The following is a 21960-nucleotide window of genomic DNA, read 5'->3' as shown; positions in this document are numbered from 1 at the left end:
GTGCTTATCCTTTTTTTGGTGGGTCTTGCTTGATATAAATGCCCGCTCTAGCACTTAAGATGGCAACCACGAGCTGTTTAAATACAGTGAAGAATGCATTTAAGTCACCTTTGAATTGTTTAGACATTTGTTGCTCCTTTCGGTATTACCAAAAAAGGTTTTTGTAATACCTAGAACTAAGCAGAATACATGCCAATTTTTTTGATTAGATTGACAGCAACAGCGTATGAGAAAGTTTATTTTTTGTGCAAAATATATTTCTATTTTTAAGATTGATACATCAAAGTGCATTTCGGGCTATTCAGCTTGACTTTTCATCCGTCAAAGGCCCAATGTTTACGTCCCTATAGACAGAATACCTTCTGAAAATGAGATCTTATGTCCTCGCAAGTTTTAGTTTTCTCTCACTTATAAGCAAAAAAAATCGCCAGATGGCGATTTTTTCTTTTATTGATAAACTTTTTGGAACTCACCCAAAATTGGAGCTGAGACGCCATCTTTATACACATATCGAGAGATAATACCTCTATCCGTATAAATATCCATCTTGATCGAATCCGTTCCCTTTAACTTACTCATCAAATTTACAGGCGCTAAAATATAATTGGTCGAACGGTTGGCACCTAACACATGATCATGCTCAGTTGGCCCTGTGACAGCAAAAGTTTGAAAGTCTTTCTCATTTGTAAACTCAACTTTATGAATCTCATATTTATTGTAAGTACTGCTCAAATGAATTTTTAACTTAAGCAGCTCTTTGTTCGATTCATTCCAGCTCACAGTGACCACTGGACAAAGCTCATTCTGCGCACAAATGAGTAAACCTGTGGTACCCACATTTTGACGACTTGGGTCTGTAGAGGTTGTCGCACAACCTGAAAGCAACATCGCCCCCAAACTCATGAGTAGCCATTTTTTTGGCGATACGTTCGTTATCATTATATTTACTCCCAGAAACTTAAAAGGCTTTGAAATTCTAAAATGAAGCTTTGATTTTTCCCAGTCCCTATTTTTGACGAATCTGCACCTAAATCAAGCTTTTTCGTTCATTCAGTTTATAAATTTTAAAATTTATATCTCTTTATACAAATATGAAAGAAAAGAACCCCACTGAAAAGCTCGCTACTAACCAAGCACATGTATTCTTTCTAATATGCACTCTAGGCAAGCACTACCGCGCTTATACCTGTATATCAAACGAACGACTAAAAACTTTTCAAATTATATGCAAATGAATACTCAACTTTGCAAGCCTATCAAAACAGATGACAGAACATGACGAAGGGAACCGACATCCTTTATACTGGTTCTAAAAGCTCACCAAAGACACAGCCGCCGATGAAATTCTTTAGTTGCGCATCCTGTCAAAACCAAGTCTTTTTTGCCAACTCACAATGTGTGAGCTGCCAAACTACACTCGGTTATATTGCATCGGAAAAAGATATGGGGAGCTTTGAACAGCATAGCCCTGTTCTTTGGTTAGCGCTAAATGAAAAATACCAGACGAAGCGCTATAAGCCTTGTTATAACTATCAGCATCATCAAGTCTGTAATTGGGTTATTCCCGCAGAGAGCAACGACATCTACTGTGAGTCTTGTGTACTCACATATACCATTCCTACTCTCGACAACCCTGATCATATCGTCTATTGGTCACGGCTCGAACATGCTAAACGGCGTTTTCTGTATTTAATGCAACGCCTGAATATTATGCCAAGGCCCAAATATAACGATGATGATCGCTACGGACTCCGTTTTAATTTTCTCATGCCTGAACCAGAGCACCCTGTGCTGACAGGACATGCTAATGGTGTCATTACACTCAATGCTAGTGAAGCAGATGTCATCTATAGAGAAACGACCCGTATTAAAATGGGTGAAAACTACCGTACGCTTTTGGGGCATTTCCGTCATGAAAGTGGTCATTATTATTTTGACCTCATTAAATCGCTACATCCTGAGCTGGTCGACGAGTTCCGTCAGTATTTTGGAGATGAGCGTCAAGATTATAACGCAGCACTACAACGCCACTATGAAGATGGCGCACCGCAAAACTGGGACAAGTTTTATGTCAGCTCTTATGCCAGCACACACCCTTGGGAAGACTGGGCAGAAACGTGGGCACACTATTTACACATGATGGACACATTGGAAACCGCTTACTATGCAGGTTTAATCGTGCGCAATAATCGAAAAGATACGCATGACTTAAGCTTTTATGAAAATCCAATCGGCGCTCAAAATTTTGATTTACTCCTCAAACAATGGATGACACTGACTTTTAACTTAAATGCGTTAAATCGCAGTATGGGTTTAGAAGATGCTTATCCATTTACGCTATCAGCGCCAGTCCTCGATAAATTACGATTTATACATAAACATGTTTTGGGCAAAGCCTTTGCTCGCTAAATTGCTTGAGCTGAATATAAGCGTTCTTAAGTTATGTCTAGGGACACAAAAGATTGGACTGAATTTGGATGTAACTCGTTAGAAATTATCTTAAAATGAAAGACATCTTTAGCCTATATAGATAACGTCCGTGCTAAAAACTATGCTTTTAACGAGACATCATACTTTCACGCGACCAATCATTTTAGGGCTAACGATTGTTTTACTGCCGGCCTGCCAGTTGGTCAAAGTTAAAGAAAATAATATCCATCAGGCTATTCGTAGCAAGTCCGAAAATATCTTAAGCCACGAACAATTGAGTGCGGAAACCACCAGCTTACTCAAATTACTCAGCCTGACGCCACAGCAATGCACCGCTGAATTTGAAACATGCTTGAAGCGCTTAAACACACAGACGGATATTGCAGCAGATGAGCGCTATGCCGCCTTAAGTGAACTGTATTTGGCTCAAGCTTTCGAGTTTTCAAAACAACGCAACTGTACCCAAGCACAGCCTCACAGTGAAAATAATCACTGCTTAGAACAAAGCCTTGAGGCCTTCGACCAGAGTTTACGTTATAGCTATGTGTATTTATTTAAAATGCAAGAAAGCCCAAGTACCCGTGTTTTTGATCAAAGACAAATGCATGTCCGCACTTTTTACAATGTCGCTTTGTCACGTTTAATTACCACGGCGTACCGTACGCAGCCTTTTCATCAAATTCCTGCGCAACTCAACGTCCAACAACGTCAATATATTATAAATTTAGAACACTATCCTGAACTGAAAAGTAAAACCATTGACCGAGTTCAATCCAGTTATAATTTAAACTTCTCGGGTTTTGATCAAGTCAACCGTCAAGATGGTCTGGGCGCAGAGTTTGTGGTTGTAGCTGAAGCGGATCCTATTCATAAAAATGATTTTATCCTTGACCCGATATCGTTTTATCAAAATAAAACCAATCCCAATATCCATCCTGCACGCTATTTGTCCGTAACCGCAGCGGCACAGCCATTAAACCCTGAAAGCAGCATTGAAGATGTGCTTAATGGCAAAGCCATTTTTGAGATTGAGCTATTTAATCCTTATACGCAAAAGTATGTAGAGATTCATCAACAAAAATATATCCTCACGGCGAATTATTCTGTGCCTTTTGCCTACTGGCTGGCAGAAAATAAACTGGGCTCTACAGGCTACTTAACCCTGCTCGATAAAACTGAGCGATTGCGTATGCCACATGTCTATATGCTTGAACCTTACCAGCCGAATAAAAAAGTGATTGTACTTATTCATGGTCTCGCCAGCAGCCCTGAAACTTGGGTCAATCTGACCAATAACATTTTGGGTGATAAAGTTTTACGGGAAAACTTTCAGGTATGGCAGGTATTCTATTCAACCAATATGCCGATTGTTGAAAGCTGCTATCAAATTCATGCACTACTCAAACAAGCCTTTGCACAAGTTCAACCCAACTCTCGCTCGGCCAGTGACGCCGTGCTGATTGGACATAGTATGGGCGGTGTCATTAGCCGCTTACTGATAAGTGAACACGATATTTCTGAGCAAGTGATTCCACTGTTAAACTATGAGCAATACACTCGATTACAACAATACCCCGTAATCAAAGAACGTTTTCAATTTCATTCTGATTTACCCATTGGACGTGCAATTTTTATTGCCTCGCCTCACCGTGGCAGTGAACTGTCTGACCGCTGTTACATGGAGTTGGTGAAGAAAATGGTGAAGTTGCCGATCACTTTCTTTAACCAAGTGGATATACAGCTCAATGGTAGCTCAAGTACCAAAGGCATGGTGCAATCTGGCCCTGACGACTTAAGTCCAAAGTCACGCTTTATGGCTTTAACCAGTAACATCATGCCTGTATCCACAGTTCCTTATCATTCTATTATTGGTAATCACCGTCAGACCAATGACACACATGACATGAGCGATGGTATTGTGCCCTATTCAAGTTCACATTTAGAACAGGCAGTCTCTGAAAAAATCATTAAAGGCAATCATTCTGTGCATGAGGAAGCAGAAACATTATTAGAATTACGCCGTATTTTGAGGCTACATCTTGAGCAAAATCAGGCTCAATAATCAACAATACTAAAAATGCTCTACTGCTTGGCGATTTTTATCCGAATACTCTAACCCAGCTAAATAAGCATCGAAAACTTGAAAAGTAGCAGTTGTAAAACCTAAGGTACGGAAAGGTTTTGATATACTTGCTTTATCTAAAAATACATACATTTATCTGCTCGGAAATATTATGCACATTAAAAATCAAATTGTACTGGTCACAGGTGGCGCACGCGGTTTAGGTCTTGCAATTACACACACCTTAATCAATGAAGGTGCTCGTGTAGTCGTGAATTATTTGAACAGCCACGTTGCAGCGCAAACCTTAGTTCAGCAGTATCCCGAGCAGATCTTTATCTACCAAGCAGATGTTACAGACAATGCTCAAGTCAAAAGCATGTTTGACGCAAGCTTTCAACATTTTGGACAGCATATCAACGCCGTAGTTAATAATGCGCTGATTCAGTTCGAGTTTAATGGTGAGGCCCGCCCAAAAGTTCATGAGCTACGCTGGGAAACCATGCAACAACAATTTGAAGGTGCAGTTAAAGCCGCTTTGAATACTACCCAAGCGGCACTTGAAGGTATGAAACAAAGTCAGTTTGGGCGCATTGTAAACATCGGAACCAATCTGGTACAGAACCCTGTGGTGCCTTATCATGACTACACCACGGCGAAGGCAGCACTGTTGGCATTTACGCGTACCTCAGCGCATGAGCTTGGCCAATACGGCATTAATATCAATATGCTCTCTGGCGGTTTACTGCAAACCACCGATGCCAGTAAAAGTACACCCAATGAAGTTTTTGATTACATCGCAAATGCAACACCACTGCGTCGTGTAGTTACACCTGAAGAATTTGCCTCAGCCATTTTAATGTTCTTATCGCCATATTCTTGTGCTGTGACAGGTCAAAACTTGATTGTGGATGGTGGTTTAGTCAAAGGCTAATTGGCTTTAATCCTTACACTTTAAGTCAGCATGAATTAAACAATCCATTTTTAAAATTCTCAAAGCTTCAATACATTGAAGCTTTGTTTTAGGTTCAAGTCTTCTTCAAAATCTGCCTATCCAACCAAGGAATACAGTACGATGCTTTCTTTTCCCATTCGGCACCGACTGGCTGGTTTTTACTTCTTTTATTATTCCATTGTGGGCACTTTCATGCCGTTTTGGAGCCTGTATCTCGAAGATCAAGGCTTTAACTACAGTGAAATCGGTATCCTTTCCTCAATTGCGATCATTACCCGTTTTTTTGCTCCTTTTATTTGGGGCTGGATTGCAGATAAATCAGGGAAACGGATGCTCTTGGTCAGAGTCGCAACGTGGATGGAAGCTTGTATTTGGTTCATGATTTTTATCATTCCAAACTCCTTTCAGGCGATCGCCCTACTCATGCTGATCTTTAGCTTCTTCCAAAACGCCATTCTGGCTCAATTTGAAGGCGTTACGCTATTTTGGCTCGCGGAACAGCGCAGTGCTTTGTATGGAAAAGTTCGAAAGTGGGGCTCGGTCGGTTTTATTGTCGGGGTTTTTGGTATCGGAGCCTTATTAGAAATTTTACCCATCTCTATGCTTCCTGTTTTATTGCTGTGCATTTCTTTTTTGGCCTTTATTTGGTCATTTAGCATCAAAGAACCGACCACTGCACCTCATTCACAAGGGCAGCTCGAGCCATTGTTACCGATTTTAAAAAAACCCGTTGTCGCGGCATTTTTCGGTATCGAGTTTATTCTGCTTTTTTCGCATGCGCCCTTTTATAGTTTTTATAGCAACTTCTTAAAACAAGCTGGTTACTCAACCACAGAAATTGGTTTTTTGTGGGCTGTCGGTGTCATGGCCGAAATTATTATGTTTGCCATTGCTCACATTTTTTTCAAACGCTTTTCATGGCGACTCATGGTGTCTATTTGTCTTATCCTCACGGCGCTACGCTGGTTTATGGTTGGTTCTTTTCCACAAATCTTCGCGATCCAGTTCTTCGCACAAACCATTCATGCTTTTAGCTTTGGCCTATTTCATCTCATCGCCATGCGTATCATTTTCCAAAACTTTAGTTTAGGACAACAAGGACGCGGTCAAGCCCTGTATAGCACCATGTGGGGACTGGGTGTAGCGTCTGGAAGTATTCTTGCAGGACATTATTGGCACAGCCAGTCAGGCGAACTTATTTTTATTTTGGCAGGCTGTGCTGTGTTACTGGGCTTAGGTTTTGTTCGGTACTTACCCAAAGAAGTTCAAGCTTAAAAAGTTCTCTTCTGATCTGCACGCATAAATTGCAGCAGTTTTATTAATCAGCTTTCTAAACTTTGATTTCACTATATTTATGAAACCATGGCTGGGCCTGTTCAAGCTGACTAGCCAACTGTAAGAGCCGATCTTCACGGGCAAAAGGCGCAATGAACTGTGAACCAAGCGGAAGATTATCAGCATTCCAATACAAAGGTACAGACATCGCAGGTAAACCTGTGATGTTGGCTAGCTGAGTAAAAGGCACCCAACGCAAATTATCTTTCACAATTTTATCGACCAGTTTTCCTTGTGCCAGCAGGTGTGCTTTGCCGACTTTTAGTAAGCTTTTTAAAATTGGTTTTTGCCATGATGGGGTAGAAATTTGCCCATTTTTGGGCGCGACTGAAGCTGTCGCAGGAGTCAGATAAAGATCATGATGATCAAAAAATTGGTTCATTTTGGTGACATATACTCCCCAATTATTCAGATTATGAATATATTCTAAAGCAGTCGTTTTCGCACCAAAGGCAGCCAAAGCTAAAGAATCCAGCTCAAAGTCTCCTGCTGTGGTCGGAACGTGTTGCTTGATCTGCTCTAGCATATAAGAAAACTGACTAAACCACGTCGTGATGAAGTCTCTGGCCAAAGACATACCATCTATCTCAGGTTGTGCTTCGACCACTGTATGTCCTAGAGACTCCAACAAACGTGCAGTATGCTGCACAGCATGAATTGCATCTTTAGACACTGGGGTTCCGATAGGCGATTGAGTACTAAATGCAATTTTAAGTTTTTTTACAGGCTGCTGTAGACAGGCCAAATAGCTTTGGTTGGGCTGTTCAATTTTAAACAACGAGCTATGCTCTGCACCCTGCGTTGCATCTAACATCGCGGCACTGTCTCTTACACTTTTACTCAATACATGCTGTATCGCAGCGCCGTGCATTGCCTCACTCATATCTGGGCCCCACGGCGTACGTCCACGACTTGGCTTTAAACCAAATAAACCGCAATACGATGCAGGAATTCGAATCGACCCGCCGCCGTCACCCGCACCTGCAATCGGAACAATCCCTGCGGCCACTGCAGAAGCGGAACCACCCGATGAGCCACCACTGTTATGTTTTAAATTCCAAGGATTATGACAGGCTCCCCAAGCATCTGATTCCGTAATGCCTTTGATTCCAAACTCAGGAGTATTGGTACGGCCAAAGGTTAAAATGCCTGTGTTTTCCCAACGGTTTACAATTTCTGCATTATGTTCTGCAATATGGCCCGTACGTTTAAATGCTTGGCAGCCATAAGATGTTGGATAACCTGCATATTCTTGAAATAAATCTTTTACTAAAAATGGCACCCCTGCAAATGGACCAGACAATGCATTTTGTGCTCTGTTCTTGGCATAATCATGCATAGGAATAATAATCGCATTTAAAGCAGGATTGGTTTGCTGACTACGCTCAATTGCAATTTGTAATAATTCAGCGGGATGGATTTGTTTTTGTGCAACCAACTCAGCCAAACCCAGCCCATCATAACGAAGGTATTCAGAAAAATTCATTTTTATCCAAGTATATAGTTTTTATTGTTTTATACTTTTACTAAATTTTAACCTATGAGGCAAGTTGTACTTGATTACGTCCTAAAGTTTTGGCTTGATATAACGCCCGATCAGCACGATTTAACAAGCTCTGTAGGCTATTTTTCGTTGGTAGAACTTGGTGCACCACACCAAGGCTCACCGTCATGCTCAAAACAGCATGCGCCACTTGCGTTTTTGAAGTAGCGACAGCACGGCAGATACGTTCCGCAATGATTTGTGATTCAACTTCAGTGGTATTATTTAACACCACCACAAATTCTTCACCGCCCATACGTGCAAATAAATCCTGTTCACGCAAATTACTTTTCACCGTCGTGGCAAAGCTTTGTAGCAATACATCACCAATATAATGACCATATTGATCGTTCATTTTCTTGAAATGATCAATATCCAGCACAATGATACTCATCGATTTAACCAGATTTTCCTTCAATAAGTTTTCAGTTTGAGTGAAGAAAAAACGGCGATTTCCCACATGAGTTAAGGGATCATGGTTGGCTAGATAGAGCACTTCTTTATATAGATCATGACGATTACGACTCACAATACATAAAAGCAAAGGTGCAATCATCAACATGCACAGCCCTATACGCACCGAAATAGAAGTGGCCAAGAAGTTATCTGCTGTACGTGAAATATAATAGGTCGTTAAACTATGGTAAGTCACAAAACAAACCAAGCTGTTAATAATACTCACATAAAATAAGTTGTAACTTAAAGCCGCCCAAATGAGCCCTGCTAGAGGGAAAAGTAAGGCGCCTGGACCAAAGAAAAGATGAGTACATGCCACAGAAATTAAAACTGAGAGTAAGGGTAAAACATCGACAAACTGGGTTTCGCACTGTCTACGATTATTCCAAAGATACTTTAATTTCTTCGCTGCCGGAAAGGTTAAAATGAGGGGTAAAAGTGAAATACAATTTAGTACTTCCCCTGTCCACCAAATATAAAAATCAGCCCACAAGTCTTGCGTGCTCATAAAGGTGTGTGGCATATACGGAACGACCGCAACGGCAAATATCGCACTGGAAAAACATCCAAGAAAAACACAAACCAAGAAAAGATAAAGAAAATTTAAGCCTTTGTTATATGCACGATAATCAATTTGTAAATAATGTATAAAAAATAACGAAACGCCTACCGTCATAAAATTGGCGATCGTTAAAGCCAAAGTCAGCTCAATATGATTCCCTGTGACTAAATCTGCCGACATATAACCAATAAATGCACCCAACCAACCACCAACATTTCTGAGTGGCTTAAACCTTAAAAATAAGCCGATCAGTACTGCATTAGCTGGCCAAAAATAAGCGAAATATGCAATCGGTCGAGTGAATATCCCAAGCAAGCAGCAGACAAAAATCACCGCAGCAACAATCAAAAATGCTCGGCCATGCTGTTTAAAATTCAACGATACTTTTGTGAGCTTAACTGCGTACAAAATATTCCCTCATTTTTACATGAGTTATGATTAAACATCATGTTTTCTACTGTCCATTTGCTTGCAAAGGATGCATTGATGAAAACCATCACAGATTGACAATATTTACTAAATAAACTCTATCGATTGTTCGTTATGGTTTCAATATGATTTTTTGATTTATATCCTGAATCTAAATATTTACGATTAAATGCCGATATCACTCTAATCCATAAAAAAAGCCTCCGCATCGGGAGGCTTTTATCATCTTTGGACTTATTTCGCTTCAGAAGCTGCCGCTGGTGCTGATGCACCTGCTTCTTCAGACTCTAAAGGTGCAGCATCAATCATCTCTGGACTAACTTCAATATTGGTCACTGGTGTTTCAGTTGCTGAACTTTCCACTGGCATTTGTTCAGTCTCTTGTTTTTTGTCACTACACGCAGCAAGCGACAGCATCGTTACAGAAGCTAAAACCACCAAAGCCATTTTCATGTTAATCATTATTCACCTTCACATTAGTCATCAATTGCTTGAAACAATACTACTTATTTTTGCTCAAGTTTAAAGTATTCATTTGTGAGCAATCTTTTGAAATTAAGGCAGAATTATAACACCATTGAACAAAAATGATAAAAACAAGCTCGAAGCCAACTTGTTTTTTATCCCTTCAAGGATGCACCCAATTAAATTGGATACGCTGTCGCCACTTCCTGACTAATCATTGCCGCAGTTGCCGCAGATAGCGTCCAACCTAAGTGCCCATGTCCTGTATTAAAGAACACACGTTCTAACTTTCCACGGCGCACTACAGGCATCATATTCGGCATCATAGGACGAAGGCCTGCCCAAGGCACCGCATGCTCTGTCGAAACTTTAAAGTTACGGTTGGTCCAGTCAACAAGAGGTTGAATTCGATCTGCACGGATATCACGGTTATAGCCATTAAACTCAGCAGTACCCGCAACACGGAAACGATCTTTTCCTAAACGTGAAGTTACAATTTTTGCACTTTCATCCAGTAAGCTCACCCACGGCGCATTTTGCTGACTCTCATCATCATTCAGCATGACAGTAATGGAATATCCCTTTACAGGATAAACATTGACGCGTTCTTGGACCAATTCAGCCAATTGATAGCTACCCACCCCAGCACACACCACAACAGCATCGGCAGCCAACATCTCCACTTCATTTGGAAGCAGTTCAACATTTTCTGAACTGGGTTGTAACTTCACTTCAACACCTGAAGTTAAATGTTCGATATCTGTCACATCCATACCAAAACGATACTTCACACCTAACTTTTTGGTGACTTCAGCCAAACCTGTCGTGTACTTATGAATATCACCCGTCGCATCGCCTTCACAATAGAATCCAGCATAATAGTCGCCAGTCAGTGTCGGCTCAATTTGCTTAATTTCTTCGTTGGACACGCCAGAACGTTCAAGTCCACCTTTATTGAGTAAATCATTAACTCGAATAGCAACGTCATAATCTTGTTTATTATGATAAAAATGCAAAATACCACGTTTTTCTAAATTGAAGTCGATTGACTCTTTATCCGCAATTTCGAACAAGCGTTGTCGAGCCAATAAAGCCAAACGTACTGTTTCGTGGGTATTGGCCTCATAATGTTTAATATTGCCCAGAAATTCCATCAGCCATGCATATTTATGCACACTAAACGCAGGATTGAGCAATAAAGGAGCAGTTTTTTGAGACATCCATTTCATGCCTTTCAGCACTGTCGATTTTTGGTTCCAAACTTCAGCATTACATGCAGACAGTTGTCCACCATTTGCAAAAGAAGTTTCCATGGCTGGAAATAAATGCCGATCCACAACTGTCACTTGATAACCCAGTTGACTTAATTCATACGCAGTTGTGACGCCTGTAATTCCAGCACCAATGACAACGACATGACACATAGACACCTCCTTTTTATTGTTTGATGTCAACCCCATCTGTCATGTGTACCTGAGAGCTTCGACCTAAAACATCCCATGATGTTTTAAACCATCCCCTTCGGTGAGTGATTGAACACTTCTCTCCAGAGTTTTTTCATTATTACAGTCCTTTTGCCTGAGAGTTTCCGGGGTCGTTGCTCCTTCGGCGAATGCAGAACATTTCTCTCCTGCAATAATGCTTATTATTCTATGAGCAATTTATATACCATGTAATCACCCGATTGGAAACTGCTCTTAAAGTATTATCTTTCGTTTATTTTTATAGAGCACAACCTCAGCTTAGGGCAAGCGTTGCACTATACTGGCTAACATGACTATCTTTTGCTTCAAAAGAGGACGCATGCTGTCCGACATTAGCGCTATCCTGAGGTCATCTAAACATCTTTGAGCATGGGTACGGTCTATACTCTTCGGATGTTTCATTTTATTTTTACTCAACCTTAAAAGAATGAATGAGTTGTTCTGCATTTTGATAAATTTCTTGCCAATGCGGTAGTAACTCACTGTGAAAGCTTATAGTGATATAACTCGTATTAAACCCATAATTGGGCTGATGTGTATTAAATTCACAACTTGTTGCCCCACTCTTAAAATAAAGACATACAATAGTGAGACTTACCCCTTTACCTTTACGCTCTTGCCAATACACCTTTTTTCTAACACCGTCATCACTTTTTACCTCTATTTCATAGAGCCCTAAATCTGAGTTAAATGTTTTTGTTTCATCTACCCATATTTCACTCACCTCTTCTCCACTAGAAGAAAACATTCCTTTTCTTAATTTTCTTTTTAACTGACCAAAATAATTAAAGAAGTCTTTACTTCCCCACTCCTCTTTCCAAACGGAACGTTGGTTTAATGCGATTTTGATCACATCTTTATTTTCAGAATCTAGTTTAAAGCCTTCTCTAGATGCTTTCATTTCAGGCCATTTCACTTTCAAAGCAATACTTTGAATTTGATCATCACAGCCTTTGGCCTCGTGTTCTTCTTTGATATTTTTCCCCCAGTAATTAACACCTTGATAAGTCACTCTGCCAAAAAGTAAATACTGCTTATCAATAAGCATGTGCCGATCACCAAATTTTCCACAAGCATATAAGCGCGCTTTGACTTTTTCAGGGTCATGCATACTGTCATAGCCGTATATCAACAATGAAATAACCAAAACTGTGAGTAATGATAAAAATATAATGGTGCCTCGTCTGGCTGTGCTTATTTTTTTATTCATATCCCCCTTCCTTTTTTCTTTTAAAAATGAACTCTCTAAATTTTCTTACTCAGTAAGACCGAATGAAGATTCATCAACGGTTGACCTACATTGGCACTAAATAGGTAAGATGCCGTTTGATGAGTATCGTGATAGCCATAGCGCACATAATATGCCAACAACTCTTTTCTTACATTTAAGATTAGCTTTCATACGCAAATAAAAAAGTCAGACCGAAGTCTGACTTTAATGTGTACTCTCTTAAATATAAATAGAATTTTCTAGTATTCAATCGGTGCAAATGGTGCAACGACGTCTGCATTTTGAGCACGATGACGCAGAAAGTGATCCATTAAAACAATCGCAAGCATTGCTTCTGCAATCGGAGCCGCACGCACACCCACACAAGGGTCATGACGACCTTTGGTTAATACGTCAGTATCTTCACGATTAATATTGATCGTTTTACCCGGTGTGGTAATAGATGCTGTTGGTTTAAGCGCAATTGCAACACGAATAGTTTGACCACTCGAAATACCGCCCAAGATACCCCCTGCATGGTTCGCAAGAAAGCCTACTGTGGTTAACTCATCACGGCTCTCATGTCCAAACTGACCAGCAACGGCAAAACCATCACCAATCTCAACCCCTTTGACCGCGTTAATAGACATCATGGCATGGGCAATGTCAGCATCTAGACGATCAAAAACAGGCTCACCCCAACCTACAGGCACTTTTTCAGCCAAAATTTCAAGCTTTGCACCGCAACTGGTACCTTGTTCACGTAATGAAGTCACAAGTGCTTCAAAACGCGGTACGGCATCGACATCGCCACAGAAAAATGGATTATTAGGTACTTCATTCCAATCCAATTTTTCCGCAATTTCAGTCCCAATTTGGGTCACATGACCACGAATTAAAATACCAAACTTTTCAGCCAAGTATTTTTTCGCAATTGCACCCGCAGCCACACGCATAGCCGTTTCACGCGCACTTGAACGACCACCGCCACGGTAATCACGGAAACCGTACTTTTGTGTATAAGTATAGTCTGCATGTCCCGGACGGAAGCTTTGTGCAATGTTACCGTAGTCTTTCGATTTTTGGTCGGTATTACGAATGAGTAAACCAATTGAAGTTCCAGTCGTTTTACCTTCAAACACACCTGAAATGATTTCAACTTCATCAGGTTCTTTGCGCTGTGTCGCAAATTTAGATGTGCCTGGCTTACGACGGTTTAAATCTTTTTGTAAATCGTCTGCTGTAAGCTCGAGGCCCGGTGGAACACCATCCACAATCGCCATTAAGCCTACACCATGAGATTCACCACAAGTCGTTACACGGAAGAGTTGCCCTATACTATTACCTGCCATGTCTAACGACTCCTTTTATGCTTGAACAGATTGAATGAATAAATCACGGAATTGACGGCATTGAGCCGCAGTCAATGCAAAGATTCCTGTACCGCCTTTTTGGAACTGTAACCAGTAAAAATCAACAGTATTAAAGTTTTGGCGCATTGCCCATTCAGAATTACCCACTTCAATCACGATGAGACCATTTTCAGTTAAGTAATCCGGCGCTTGAGCTAACATTTTACGAACCAAATCTAAGCCATCTTGACCTGCCGCCAGTGCCAATTCTGGCTCATGATGGAATTCTTCAGGTAAATCTGCCATGTCTTCAGCATCCACATAAGGTGGATTAGACACGATAAGATCGTATTGATTTTCAGCAGGAATTTTGGAAAACAGGTCAGACTCAAGTAAAGCCACTTGATACTGTTTGTCGTGGTGTTCTGAGTTAATTTGAGCCACTTCTAAAGCTTCTTTAGAAATATCTGTTGCATCTACTTCGGCATCTGGGTAGGCATAAGCCAAAGCAATCGCGATACAACCCGAGCCCGTACACATATCTAAAATACGTTGTGGCGTTTTTGGATTCGGGTTTTCTGGCAAGTTATTGACTGCTTCACCCATTTGTCCATTTTCACCTAAGCAATAAGGTGCAAAACGGTTTTGAATCAATTCTGCAATCGGTGAACGCGGAATCAGTACACGTTCATCGACATAATATGGCTTGCCATCAAAATATGCCAAATTAAGCAAATATGAAGTCGGTACTTTTTCATTAATACGACGTTCTAATAAGCTTAAAACTTCTGCCTTTTCGCTTGGTAGTAACTTCGACTCTAAGATTTCAGCATCCGCATTCCAATCTAAAGATAAAGTTTGTAAAACCAAAGCTGAACTTTCAGCAAAATAGTCTTCTGTACCTTGACCTAAATGTGCATCGTATTGACGTAATGCTGTCACTCCAAAACGGATAAAATCACGAATTGTGCTTAAGTTTTCAGCGGCTTCCTGTATATGTTCAGGGCTAATAGTCGGGCGATCCACTAAAGGCGTCTCCAAGGTCATAATAAAAACGCCTTATGATACTCTGTTTTTCTATGATTTATAATGTTTTGATGCACAACAAACACATTTTCATACGCTTTGCTCTTATTTGCTGATAGGGCCTGTACGTGCTTCGTACATATCTGCACGGGTTTGTGTCATTTGCATCAGACATGAAATACGCTGTAATTCAGTCTTTTCATTTTTCACGATAGGTTTGTTATTACAAATCTGATCACGCTGCGCCAGCCATTGCTGATGAGACTGTTTAACCAATCCTTGCTCATCTACAGGAGCCTTCGCCAAATACGGCTTAAATACTTTCTTTAAGCGTTTCTTTTGTGCTTTATATTCTTTACTCATGCATGCATCAATTTCACTCAACACATTGCCAGTTTGCTTCATGCATGCTTCATATTTTTTAGTTGGGCCCATTGCATAGGCTGAACCACTGAACAATCCCACAACAAGCAATGCACTAAATATTTGTTTCAATTCCTTTCCCCAAAGCAAATTTTCTTCATTCATTTTTTAATCTAGTCATTCACAACATCTACGTGCTGCAGCGCTTTAATATAACATCCTATTTTGTATGAACATACTAACCTCTTATAAAATTTCCACCGCACAGCTTTTTACATGAAGTCACAGGCTTTGCATTGAAACCTGATCAAACAGCCTTATTATAAAGTGAGTTCTTCTGCCAATATTCCCCAAACTTATGAGTTATAAACACAACAATTTAATGGCGATGCGTGAACGCTATTGGAGTGACACCGAAAACAATCATGTCGACACTGAAAAAGCCTATTTCCAGAAGCTGTTACAGCAGCAAGGGATCTATGAATGTGCAACCCTTGAAGATGCTCGATACTTCTTTTTTAGCCTACCGAGCATCATCATTGTTAAAGGTTATGCACATGGATTTATGCACCAACCGGTACAAGAGATGATCCTCCAACACATACAAACGCATAAAGATGAATTGATTCAGAAAAATACCCTTAAAGTAAAATTTCGCATGTAACAATCCCGATTAGGCTGTATTTAGATGGTTGCTTAACACTTATGGCCTTTTTTAACTCGAGATTCAGCAAGTTGAACTTTTTTAATACGTGAATACACGATATTATCCGTTACAATCTAAAATGCTGCCCTTGCTGATGAAAGGATTTTACTGAATTATGTCAGATCACAACGATAAGCTTAAACAACTGAAAACCTCCTCTATGGATCGTCGTTTATCGATTGCCAAAGCTTCGTTGCTTGCTGGAACACGTTGGGCTGCTTCTAATGCGACAACTATGTTTTCTAGCGAAGAAGAAAAAGAAAAGAAACGCAAAAAAGCAATGAAAGAACAGGCCGATTATCTTGTTTCTGAAATAGGCAAACTTAAAGGTTCTATCGTCAAAATTGGCCAAATGATGGCACTTTATGGTGAACACTTTCTACCTGAAGAAATCACGCAAGCCTTAAATACTTTAAATAACCAAACAGTCGCTTTAGCGTGGCCTGCGATAAAACAGCAACTGCACAGCCAGTTGGGTTCTAAACTAGATGATTTAACAATCGATCATGAGCCACTGGGCACTGCATCACTGGCACAAGTCCACCGTGCAACGCGTAAGTCTGATGGTTTAGAGATGGTATTGAAAATTCAATATCCAGGCGTTGCTGAAGCCATTGACTCAGACATGAGCCTGTTTAAAAACATGCTTAAACTGACACGTATGGTGCCGCAAACACGTGAGTTCGACCAATGGTTCGATGAAGTTCGTGAGATGATGCACCGTGAAGTCAATTATAAAATTGAGGCTGCAACCACACGCCGCTTTGCTACTCGCTTAAAAGAAGACCCACGCTACATCGTGCCACAAATTATAGATGGCTACTGCACAGACCAAGTGTTATGTATGACCTTTGAACGTGGCGTACCAATTAATAGCCCAGTCATGCTGTCTCTTCCGCAAGAACGTCGCAACAAACTTGGCGAAGCATCACTTGAAATTGCGGTACGCGAGATTTTTGAATGGGGTGAAATGCAGACCGATCCGAACTTTGGTAATTACCTCGTTCGCTTAGGCAATGGCAATGACATCTTGGACAAAATCGTTCTGCTTGATTTTGGCGCAATCCGACAGTTTGATGAACACTTACTCGGTGTAGCACGTAAGCTCATTCATGCTGGGTTTAATCATAGTAGTGAAGAAATGGTTCAAGCGATGACAGGATATGAGTTTTTCGACTCTATCCCTCAAAGCATTAAACCCGATATGGCTAAAGTCTTCTTACTTGCAACTGAAGCATTCAGCAGCCCAAGCAATAACCCAGACTTACCTGCTGGTGTTATGGATGAACACTTTGCTTATGACTGGAAAGCAAGCCAGCTTCATAGCCGTGTAATGCAGCAAGCTTCAAAGTCGATGGCATCTCGTTATTTCAGTGTTCCACCGAAAGAGTTTATGTTTATCAGCCGTAAATTCATCGGTGCTTATACCTTTATGACTGTGATTGAAGCAAAAACCAATGTTCGTGCAATGGTGAAAAAATTTATCTAAAAGTACATTGACCAAAATGATGCAATGTCATTTTGGTCAATTGATCAATCAATTCAATTTCCAACAATTCCATAAAAAACTTTAAAAACAAATCATTAGAACAATTTAAAATACACCACATACCGTTTATCTTTGACAATACATCATGTCAGTCATGACATAGTTATTCGTATGCCGCTATGTCAGCATAAAACCACAGAATAATTCTGCTGGATGAAAATAATGACAAATATGGTAAATAAGGCGCAGGGATTTGGCTTATCACTGATCACAAAAATGGCAAGTAGCGACGTACTTGACCAATTAAAACTTAGAAAATTTATGGAGAAATCGCTTTATCAAGGCTCAAAAGCTGGCTATAAGACTCTATCAAAAACACAAAAAGCCTTTAAAACCAATAAAGATCTACATAAACAACGACTCAATAGTCAAGAAAAATCATTGTTTGATCTGAGCTATTCAGAAGATCAGCAAATGACCATCGACACCATGTCACAGTTTGCCGCCGATATACTTTACCCATTAGCCGCAAGTGCCGATCAAAATGAAACTTTTCCAACAGAACTTTGGCAATATATTGAAGAGCTAGGTCTGAACTTTTATGCTTTGCCTGAGGCACTCGGTGGTGTCGCTGCTGAGAAAAATATTTTGAGCAATATACTTATTGCAGAGCATCTGGCCAAAGGTGATTTTAGTTTAGCCGCGGGTATGCTCTCTACCTTTAGTGTAATTAATGCCATTACACAATGGGGTTCTGAGCAAGTACAAGCTTTATATTTAAATAGTTTTGTGCAAGACAGTAGCATTCGCGCTAGCTTTGCAATTCAAGAAGTTACGCCTGCTTTTAATCCTTACCTGTTAAAAACCAAAGCCATTTCATGTGATGGTCAATATTTTATTCAAGGTGAAAAGACACTGGTACTATTGGCTGAAAGTGCAGATATTTTCCTTGTCAGTGCTGAACTTAATGGCCAAGCTGAAGTTTTTATTCTCAGACGGGATGAAAGTATTCAGTTTAAAAAATCTCCCGCTATGGGACTCAAAGCAACGGAAACAGCAACTTTAATTTTTAATCAAACCCCTGCTTTACGCTTAGGTGATGAAGATTTCAACTACACGGCATTTTTAGACCTCGGCAATTTAATGTGGTGTGCAATGGCGGTCGGCACATGTGAAGCGGTCAAAAAATATTGTATTGAATATGCCAATGAACGTACCGCCTTTGGTGAACCAATTTCTCACCGTCAAAGTGTTGCATTTATGATTGCCGATATGTCCATCGAAATTGATGCCATGCGTATGCTCATTCTAAATGCCGCAAGTCTAGCTGAATCTGGGCAGACATTTCACCGTGAAGCCTATTTAGCACGCTTACTTTGTGCCGAAAAAGCCATGAAAATTGGCACCGATGGTGTACAGATTTTAGGTGGGCACGGATTCACCAAAGAACACCCTGTTGAGCGTTGGTATCGTGATTTACGTGCAACAGCGATTGTTCACTCTGGTCTACATGCATAATAAAAAGGAAAACTGGCATGAATTTACAAAACCCTAAAAAATTTAAATTACTGATTGATCAAGCCCACCAAGTGGCCATCAATGTACTTCGCCCTATCTCCCGAAAATACGACAAAGCTGAACACAGCTATCCTAAAGAACTGGATATGTTGGCATCTTTGGTCGATGGTATGAATGAAGGCGGTGAAGGTATGAACGCGGGTGCTGCTATCGGTAAGCGGGGCACCAATGAACAAGGCAATAAAAATGGAGTGAATCTCTCTACCGCTTTAAGTGTAATTGAAATGTGTTATGGAGACACCGCTTTACTTCTATCAATGCCCCGCCAAGGGTTGGGAAACTCAGCAATTGCAGCTGTTGCCAATGAAGAGCAGTTAGAGCTTTTCAAAAACACATGGGCAGCCATGGCAATCACTGAACCAAACTGTGGTTCGGACTCAGCCGCGATTCGCACCACAGCAATAAAAGATGGTGAAGATTACATCTTAAATGGTGAAAAGATTTTCGTGACTTCAGGAGAGCGTGCTGACGCTATCGTCGTTTGGGCAACGATGGATAAAAAATTAGGCCGTTCAGCGATCAAATCTTTTGTAATTCCTAAAGGAACTGCTGGCATGACAGTGGAACGTTTAGAACATAAGCTAGGAATCAAAGCCTCTGATACCGCAGTTATTCGTTTAATCGACTGCCGAGTGCCAGCCAATAACTTACTAGGAAATGCGGAAATTGACATTGCTAAAGGCTTTGCTGGCGTGATGGAAACTTTTGATAATACCCGTCCGCTCGTTGCAGCGATGGCTATAGGCTGTGCCAAGGCCTCACTAGAACGCATTAAAGAGATCTTCAGCGATTGTTTAGATCCTCAATATATAACCCCATACTTACAAACGACTCATATTGTGAGTCAAATTTATCGTATGGAAGCCGAATGGGAAGCAGCACGTTTACTGACCTTAAAAGCCGCATGGATGGCAGATAACAAGAAACCGAACTCAAAGGAAGCCTCCATTTCCAAAGCCAAAGCTGGTCGAATTTGTAATGAAATTACCCTTAAGTGCGTCGAACTTGCGTCAACGGTTGGTTACAACGAAGATGAGCTTTTAGAAAAATGGGCAAGAGATTCTAAAATTCTAGATATTTTTGAAGGTACGCAACAAATTCAGCAACTCATTATCGCACGCCGTGAACTCGGAAAGTCATCGAGCGAATTGAAATAATATAAAACATCTCATTCAGATATGTTGATGCCATAGTTTTTATAAATAGAAGATTATGGCCTCACATTGAAGTAATATAAAAGTAGAAATTACTGGACTTAAATTCATGCTATCTAACAACGGCTGAACTTATTTGTTGGGCTTCAAAAAACGTATCGCTATCACAGAACTTAGATTTATTGAGCAAATTTAATATTTGGAGAATAGTAAGTCTTACCAACTTAGATACTGCTTAGGCTATTTGTTATAAGCAAGAAGAATTTCTTTGACTTGTCCATGCAATCACCTATAAAAAAGTTAAATACTATGGGGTTATATGACAAAACTATCTTTGCAAGTGGATCTACTAACAGCATAAAATCTAGAATTTCAATTAATCGCCTCTATTTAGCTTAAATAAAGTACGGATTTAACAAAACCATAAAATAGTACCTTCTGTCTCAACTTGACTGTAATTGCACAGCTCAATATGATCTTCTCAGACATTATACCAATGGATATACAGTTTGCTGAATTATCAACGATACTTGCCAACATCTCATATTAAAGCTAAATCTGTTTTAATTTTAACAACAACTTTAATATTTACTGGTTGTTCATCACTTGGTGGCGGTTCAGTTGAAAAGCGTTCAGCAAAATTAGCCAATGGCATTCAAAAGGCATATGCTGTTGAACCAACAACAGCACTACGTATTGCACCTATGATTGTACAAAGTGCAGATCGTTATAATGTGGATCCATTACTAGTTGCAGCAGTCATAAGACAAGAGTCTAGCTATAGAAATTATGCCGTTTCCCCTGCTGGTGCTATTGGACTTACTCAAGTTATCCCACGCTATTGGCAACAAACCTGCCCTGGCGATTTATTTGAAGAGATTAATAATATTAATTGTGGCACCTATATTCTCGCTAGCTATAACCAAAAAGCAGAAAGTTGGCCCAAAGCTTTGGCTTATTATAATGTCGGTCCAACAGGATACCATTCGACCTGGAAAATGAAGCGTCAAGGAAAGAAATATGCCAAACAGGTTAAAGCACATCAAAAAAACTTAAAAGATGCTCTGTAACCTCTTTTAAATAAGACATAAAAGTCAGCAACTGCTGGCTTTTTACCATTTAGGCCCTTATAGATAAGCTATTTCACTTGTTCTCTATCTCTTTTTCCCTATTAATAATTATTTATTTTTATTATTTTAATCTTTTCAGCATAAAAAAATCCCCCTCTGCTTTAAGCGGAGGGGGATTTAGAATTAATGAGCTGGCGATGACTTACTCTCACATGGATAACTCCACACTACCATCAGCGCTAAGAGGTTTCACTTCTGAGTTCGGGAAGGGATCAGGTGGTTCACTCTTGC

Annotated in this window: 19 protein-coding genes, 1 rRNA gene and 1 riboswitch; of the genes, 9 read left to right on the top strand and 11 right to left on the bottom strand. The window is 40.2% G+C overall.

Annotation, left to right across the window (positions count from 1 at the left end):
- Positions 1–4: 4 nt before the first annotated feature.
- Positions 5–127 (bottom strand): hypothetical protein, encoded by a 123-nt coding sequence (locus HYI04_RS16920; protein WP_256732956.1) that lies wholly within the window; start codon positions 125–127, stop codon positions 5–7.
- A 320-nt stretch (positions 128–447) separates the two neighbouring features.
- Complete coding sequence (locus tag HYI04_RS08080; RefSeq protein ID WP_029575028.1) at positions 448–939, bottom strand: hypothetical protein; 492 nt, start codon at positions 937–939, stop codon at positions 448–450.
- Positions 940–1338: 399 nt separating this feature from the next.
- On the opposite strand from HYI04_RS08080, the gene HYI04_RS08075 reads away from it, so the two are divergent.
- The 4 genes from HYI04_RS08075 (at position 1339) to HYI04_RS08060 (ending at position 6722) form a co-directional block, all read left to right on the top strand.
- The gene (locus HYI04_RS08075; protein ID WP_029575029.1) at positions 1339–2409 is read left to right on the top strand and encodes a putative zinc-binding metallopeptidase; all 1071 of its coding nucleotides are present in this window, start codon (positions 1339–1341) and stop codon (positions 2407–2409) included.
- Between the two features lie 142 nt (positions 2410–2551).
- The gene (locus HYI04_RS08070) at positions 2552–4492 is read left to right on the top strand and encodes a triacylglycerol lipase (protein ID WP_178896063.1); all 1941 of its coding nucleotides are present in this window, start codon (positions 2552–2554) and stop codon (positions 4490–4492) included.
- 172 nt (positions 4493–4664) lie between these two features.
- Complete coding sequence (locus HYI04_RS08065; protein ID WP_178896062.1) at positions 4665–5426, top strand: 3-oxoacyl-ACP reductase; 762 nt, start codon at positions 4665–4667, stop codon at positions 5424–5426.
- Between the two features lie 141 nt (positions 5427–5567).
- Positions 5568–6722, top strand: a complete 1155-nt coding sequence (locus tag HYI04_RS08060) for an MFS transporter (RefSeq protein WP_178896061.1) — start codon at positions 5568–5570, stop codon at positions 6720–6722.
- Between the two features lie 55 nt (positions 6723–6777).
- Here the strand turns inward: HYI04_RS08060 and HYI04_RS08055 are convergent, their stop codons facing one another.
- The 8 genes from HYI04_RS08055 to HYI04_RS08020 form a co-directional block, all read right to left on the bottom strand.
- On the bottom strand, positions 6778–8268 hold the full coding sequence (locus HYI04_RS08055; protein ID WP_178896060.1) for an amidase: 1491 nt from the start codon (positions 8266–8268) through the stop codon (positions 6778–6780).
- Positions 8269–8320: 52 nt separating this feature from the next.
- Positions 8321–9751 (bottom strand): diguanylate cyclase, encoded by a 1431-nt coding sequence (locus tag HYI04_RS08050; protein ID WP_178896059.1) that lies wholly within the window; start codon positions 9749–9751, stop codon positions 8321–8323.
- Positions 9752–10006: 255 nt separating this feature from the next.
- Positions 10007–10234, bottom strand: a complete 228-nt coding sequence (locus HYI04_RS08045) for a hypothetical protein (protein ID WP_178896058.1) — start codon at positions 10232–10234, stop codon at positions 10007–10009.
- Between the two features lie 182 nt (positions 10235–10416).
- The gene (locus tag HYI04_RS08040; RefSeq protein ID WP_178896057.1) at positions 10417–11661 is read right to left on the bottom strand and encodes a D-amino acid dehydrogenase; all 1245 of its coding nucleotides are present in this window, start codon (positions 11659–11661) and stop codon (positions 10417–10419) included.
- Between the two features lie 132 nt (positions 11662–11793).
- A riboswitch (glycine riboswitch) is annotated at positions 11794–11880 on the bottom strand.
- 250 nt (positions 11881–12130) lie between these two features.
- The gene (locus tag HYI04_RS08035) at positions 12131–12931 is read right to left on the bottom strand and encodes a hypothetical protein (protein ID WP_256732955.1); all 801 of its coding nucleotides are present in this window, start codon (positions 12929–12931) and stop codon (positions 12131–12133) included.
- A gap of 260 nt (positions 12932–13191) precedes the next feature.
- The gene (gene aroC / locus HYI04_RS08030; RefSeq protein ID WP_178896056.1) at positions 13192–14283 is read right to left on the bottom strand and encodes a chorismate synthase; all 1092 of its coding nucleotides are present in this window, start codon (positions 14281–14283) and stop codon (positions 13192–13194) included.
- Positions 14284–14298: 15 nt separating this feature from the next.
- Positions 14299–15309: a 50S ribosomal protein L3 N(5)-glutamine methyltransferase gene (prmB, locus tag HYI04_RS08025; RefSeq protein ID WP_178896068.1), complete on the bottom strand. Its 1011-nt coding sequence runs from the start codon at positions 15307–15309 to the stop codon at positions 14299–14301.
- Between the two features lie 105 nt (positions 15310–15414).
- Complete coding sequence (locus HYI04_RS08020; protein ID WP_242759149.1) at positions 15415–15804, bottom strand: lysozyme inhibitor LprI family protein; 390 nt, start codon at positions 15802–15804, stop codon at positions 15415–15417.
- Positions 15805–16030: 226 nt separating this feature from the next.
- Here HYI04_RS08020 and HYI04_RS08015 point away from each other — a divergent pair, with 226 nt between their 5' ends.
- The 5 genes from HYI04_RS08015 (at position 16031) to HYI04_RS07995 (ending at position 21669) form a co-directional block, all read left to right on the top strand.
- Positions 16031–16336: a hypothetical protein gene (locus HYI04_RS08015; protein WP_148826018.1), complete on the top strand. Its 306-nt coding sequence runs from the start codon at positions 16031–16033 to the stop codon at positions 16334–16336.
- 157 nt (positions 16337–16493) lie between these two features.
- Positions 16494–17867 carry an AarF/ABC1/UbiB kinase family protein gene (locus HYI04_RS08010; protein ID WP_058869652.1) on the top strand — a complete coding sequence of 458 codons (1374 nt, stop codon included), beginning with the start codon at positions 16494–16496 and terminating at the stop codon, positions 17865–17867.
- Positions 17868–18098: 231 nt separating this feature from the next.
- Positions 18099–19385, top strand: a complete 1287-nt coding sequence (locus HYI04_RS08005) for an acyl-CoA dehydrogenase family protein (protein ID WP_178896067.1) — start codon at positions 18099–18101, stop codon at positions 19383–19385.
- A gap of 17 nt (positions 19386–19402) precedes the next feature.
- Positions 19403–20602 (top strand): acyl-CoA dehydrogenase family protein, encoded by a 1200-nt coding sequence (locus HYI04_RS08000; RefSeq protein ID WP_094148610.1) that lies wholly within the window; start codon positions 19403–19405, stop codon positions 20600–20602.
- Positions 20603–21108: 506 nt separating this feature from the next.
- Positions 21109–21669, top strand: a complete 561-nt coding sequence (locus HYI04_RS07995; protein ID WP_010326766.1) for a lytic transglycosylase domain-containing protein — start codon at positions 21109–21111, stop codon at positions 21667–21669.
- 189 nt (positions 21670–21858) lie between these two features.
- On the opposite strand, the gene rrf is transcribed toward HYI04_RS07995, so the two are convergent.
- Positions 21859–21960 (bottom strand): 5S ribosomal RNA (gene rrf / locus HYI04_RS07990); the annotation flags it as partial.

This window comes from Acinetobacter sp. SwsAc2 (assembly GCF_013391465.1).
GTDB classification, from domain to species: domain Bacteria; phylum Pseudomonadota; class Gammaproteobacteria; order Pseudomonadales; family Moraxellaceae; genus Acinetobacter; species Acinetobacter johnsonii.
Note: the sequence above shows the minus strand (reverse complement) of the source record. Positions and strands in the feature narration are given on the sequence as shown.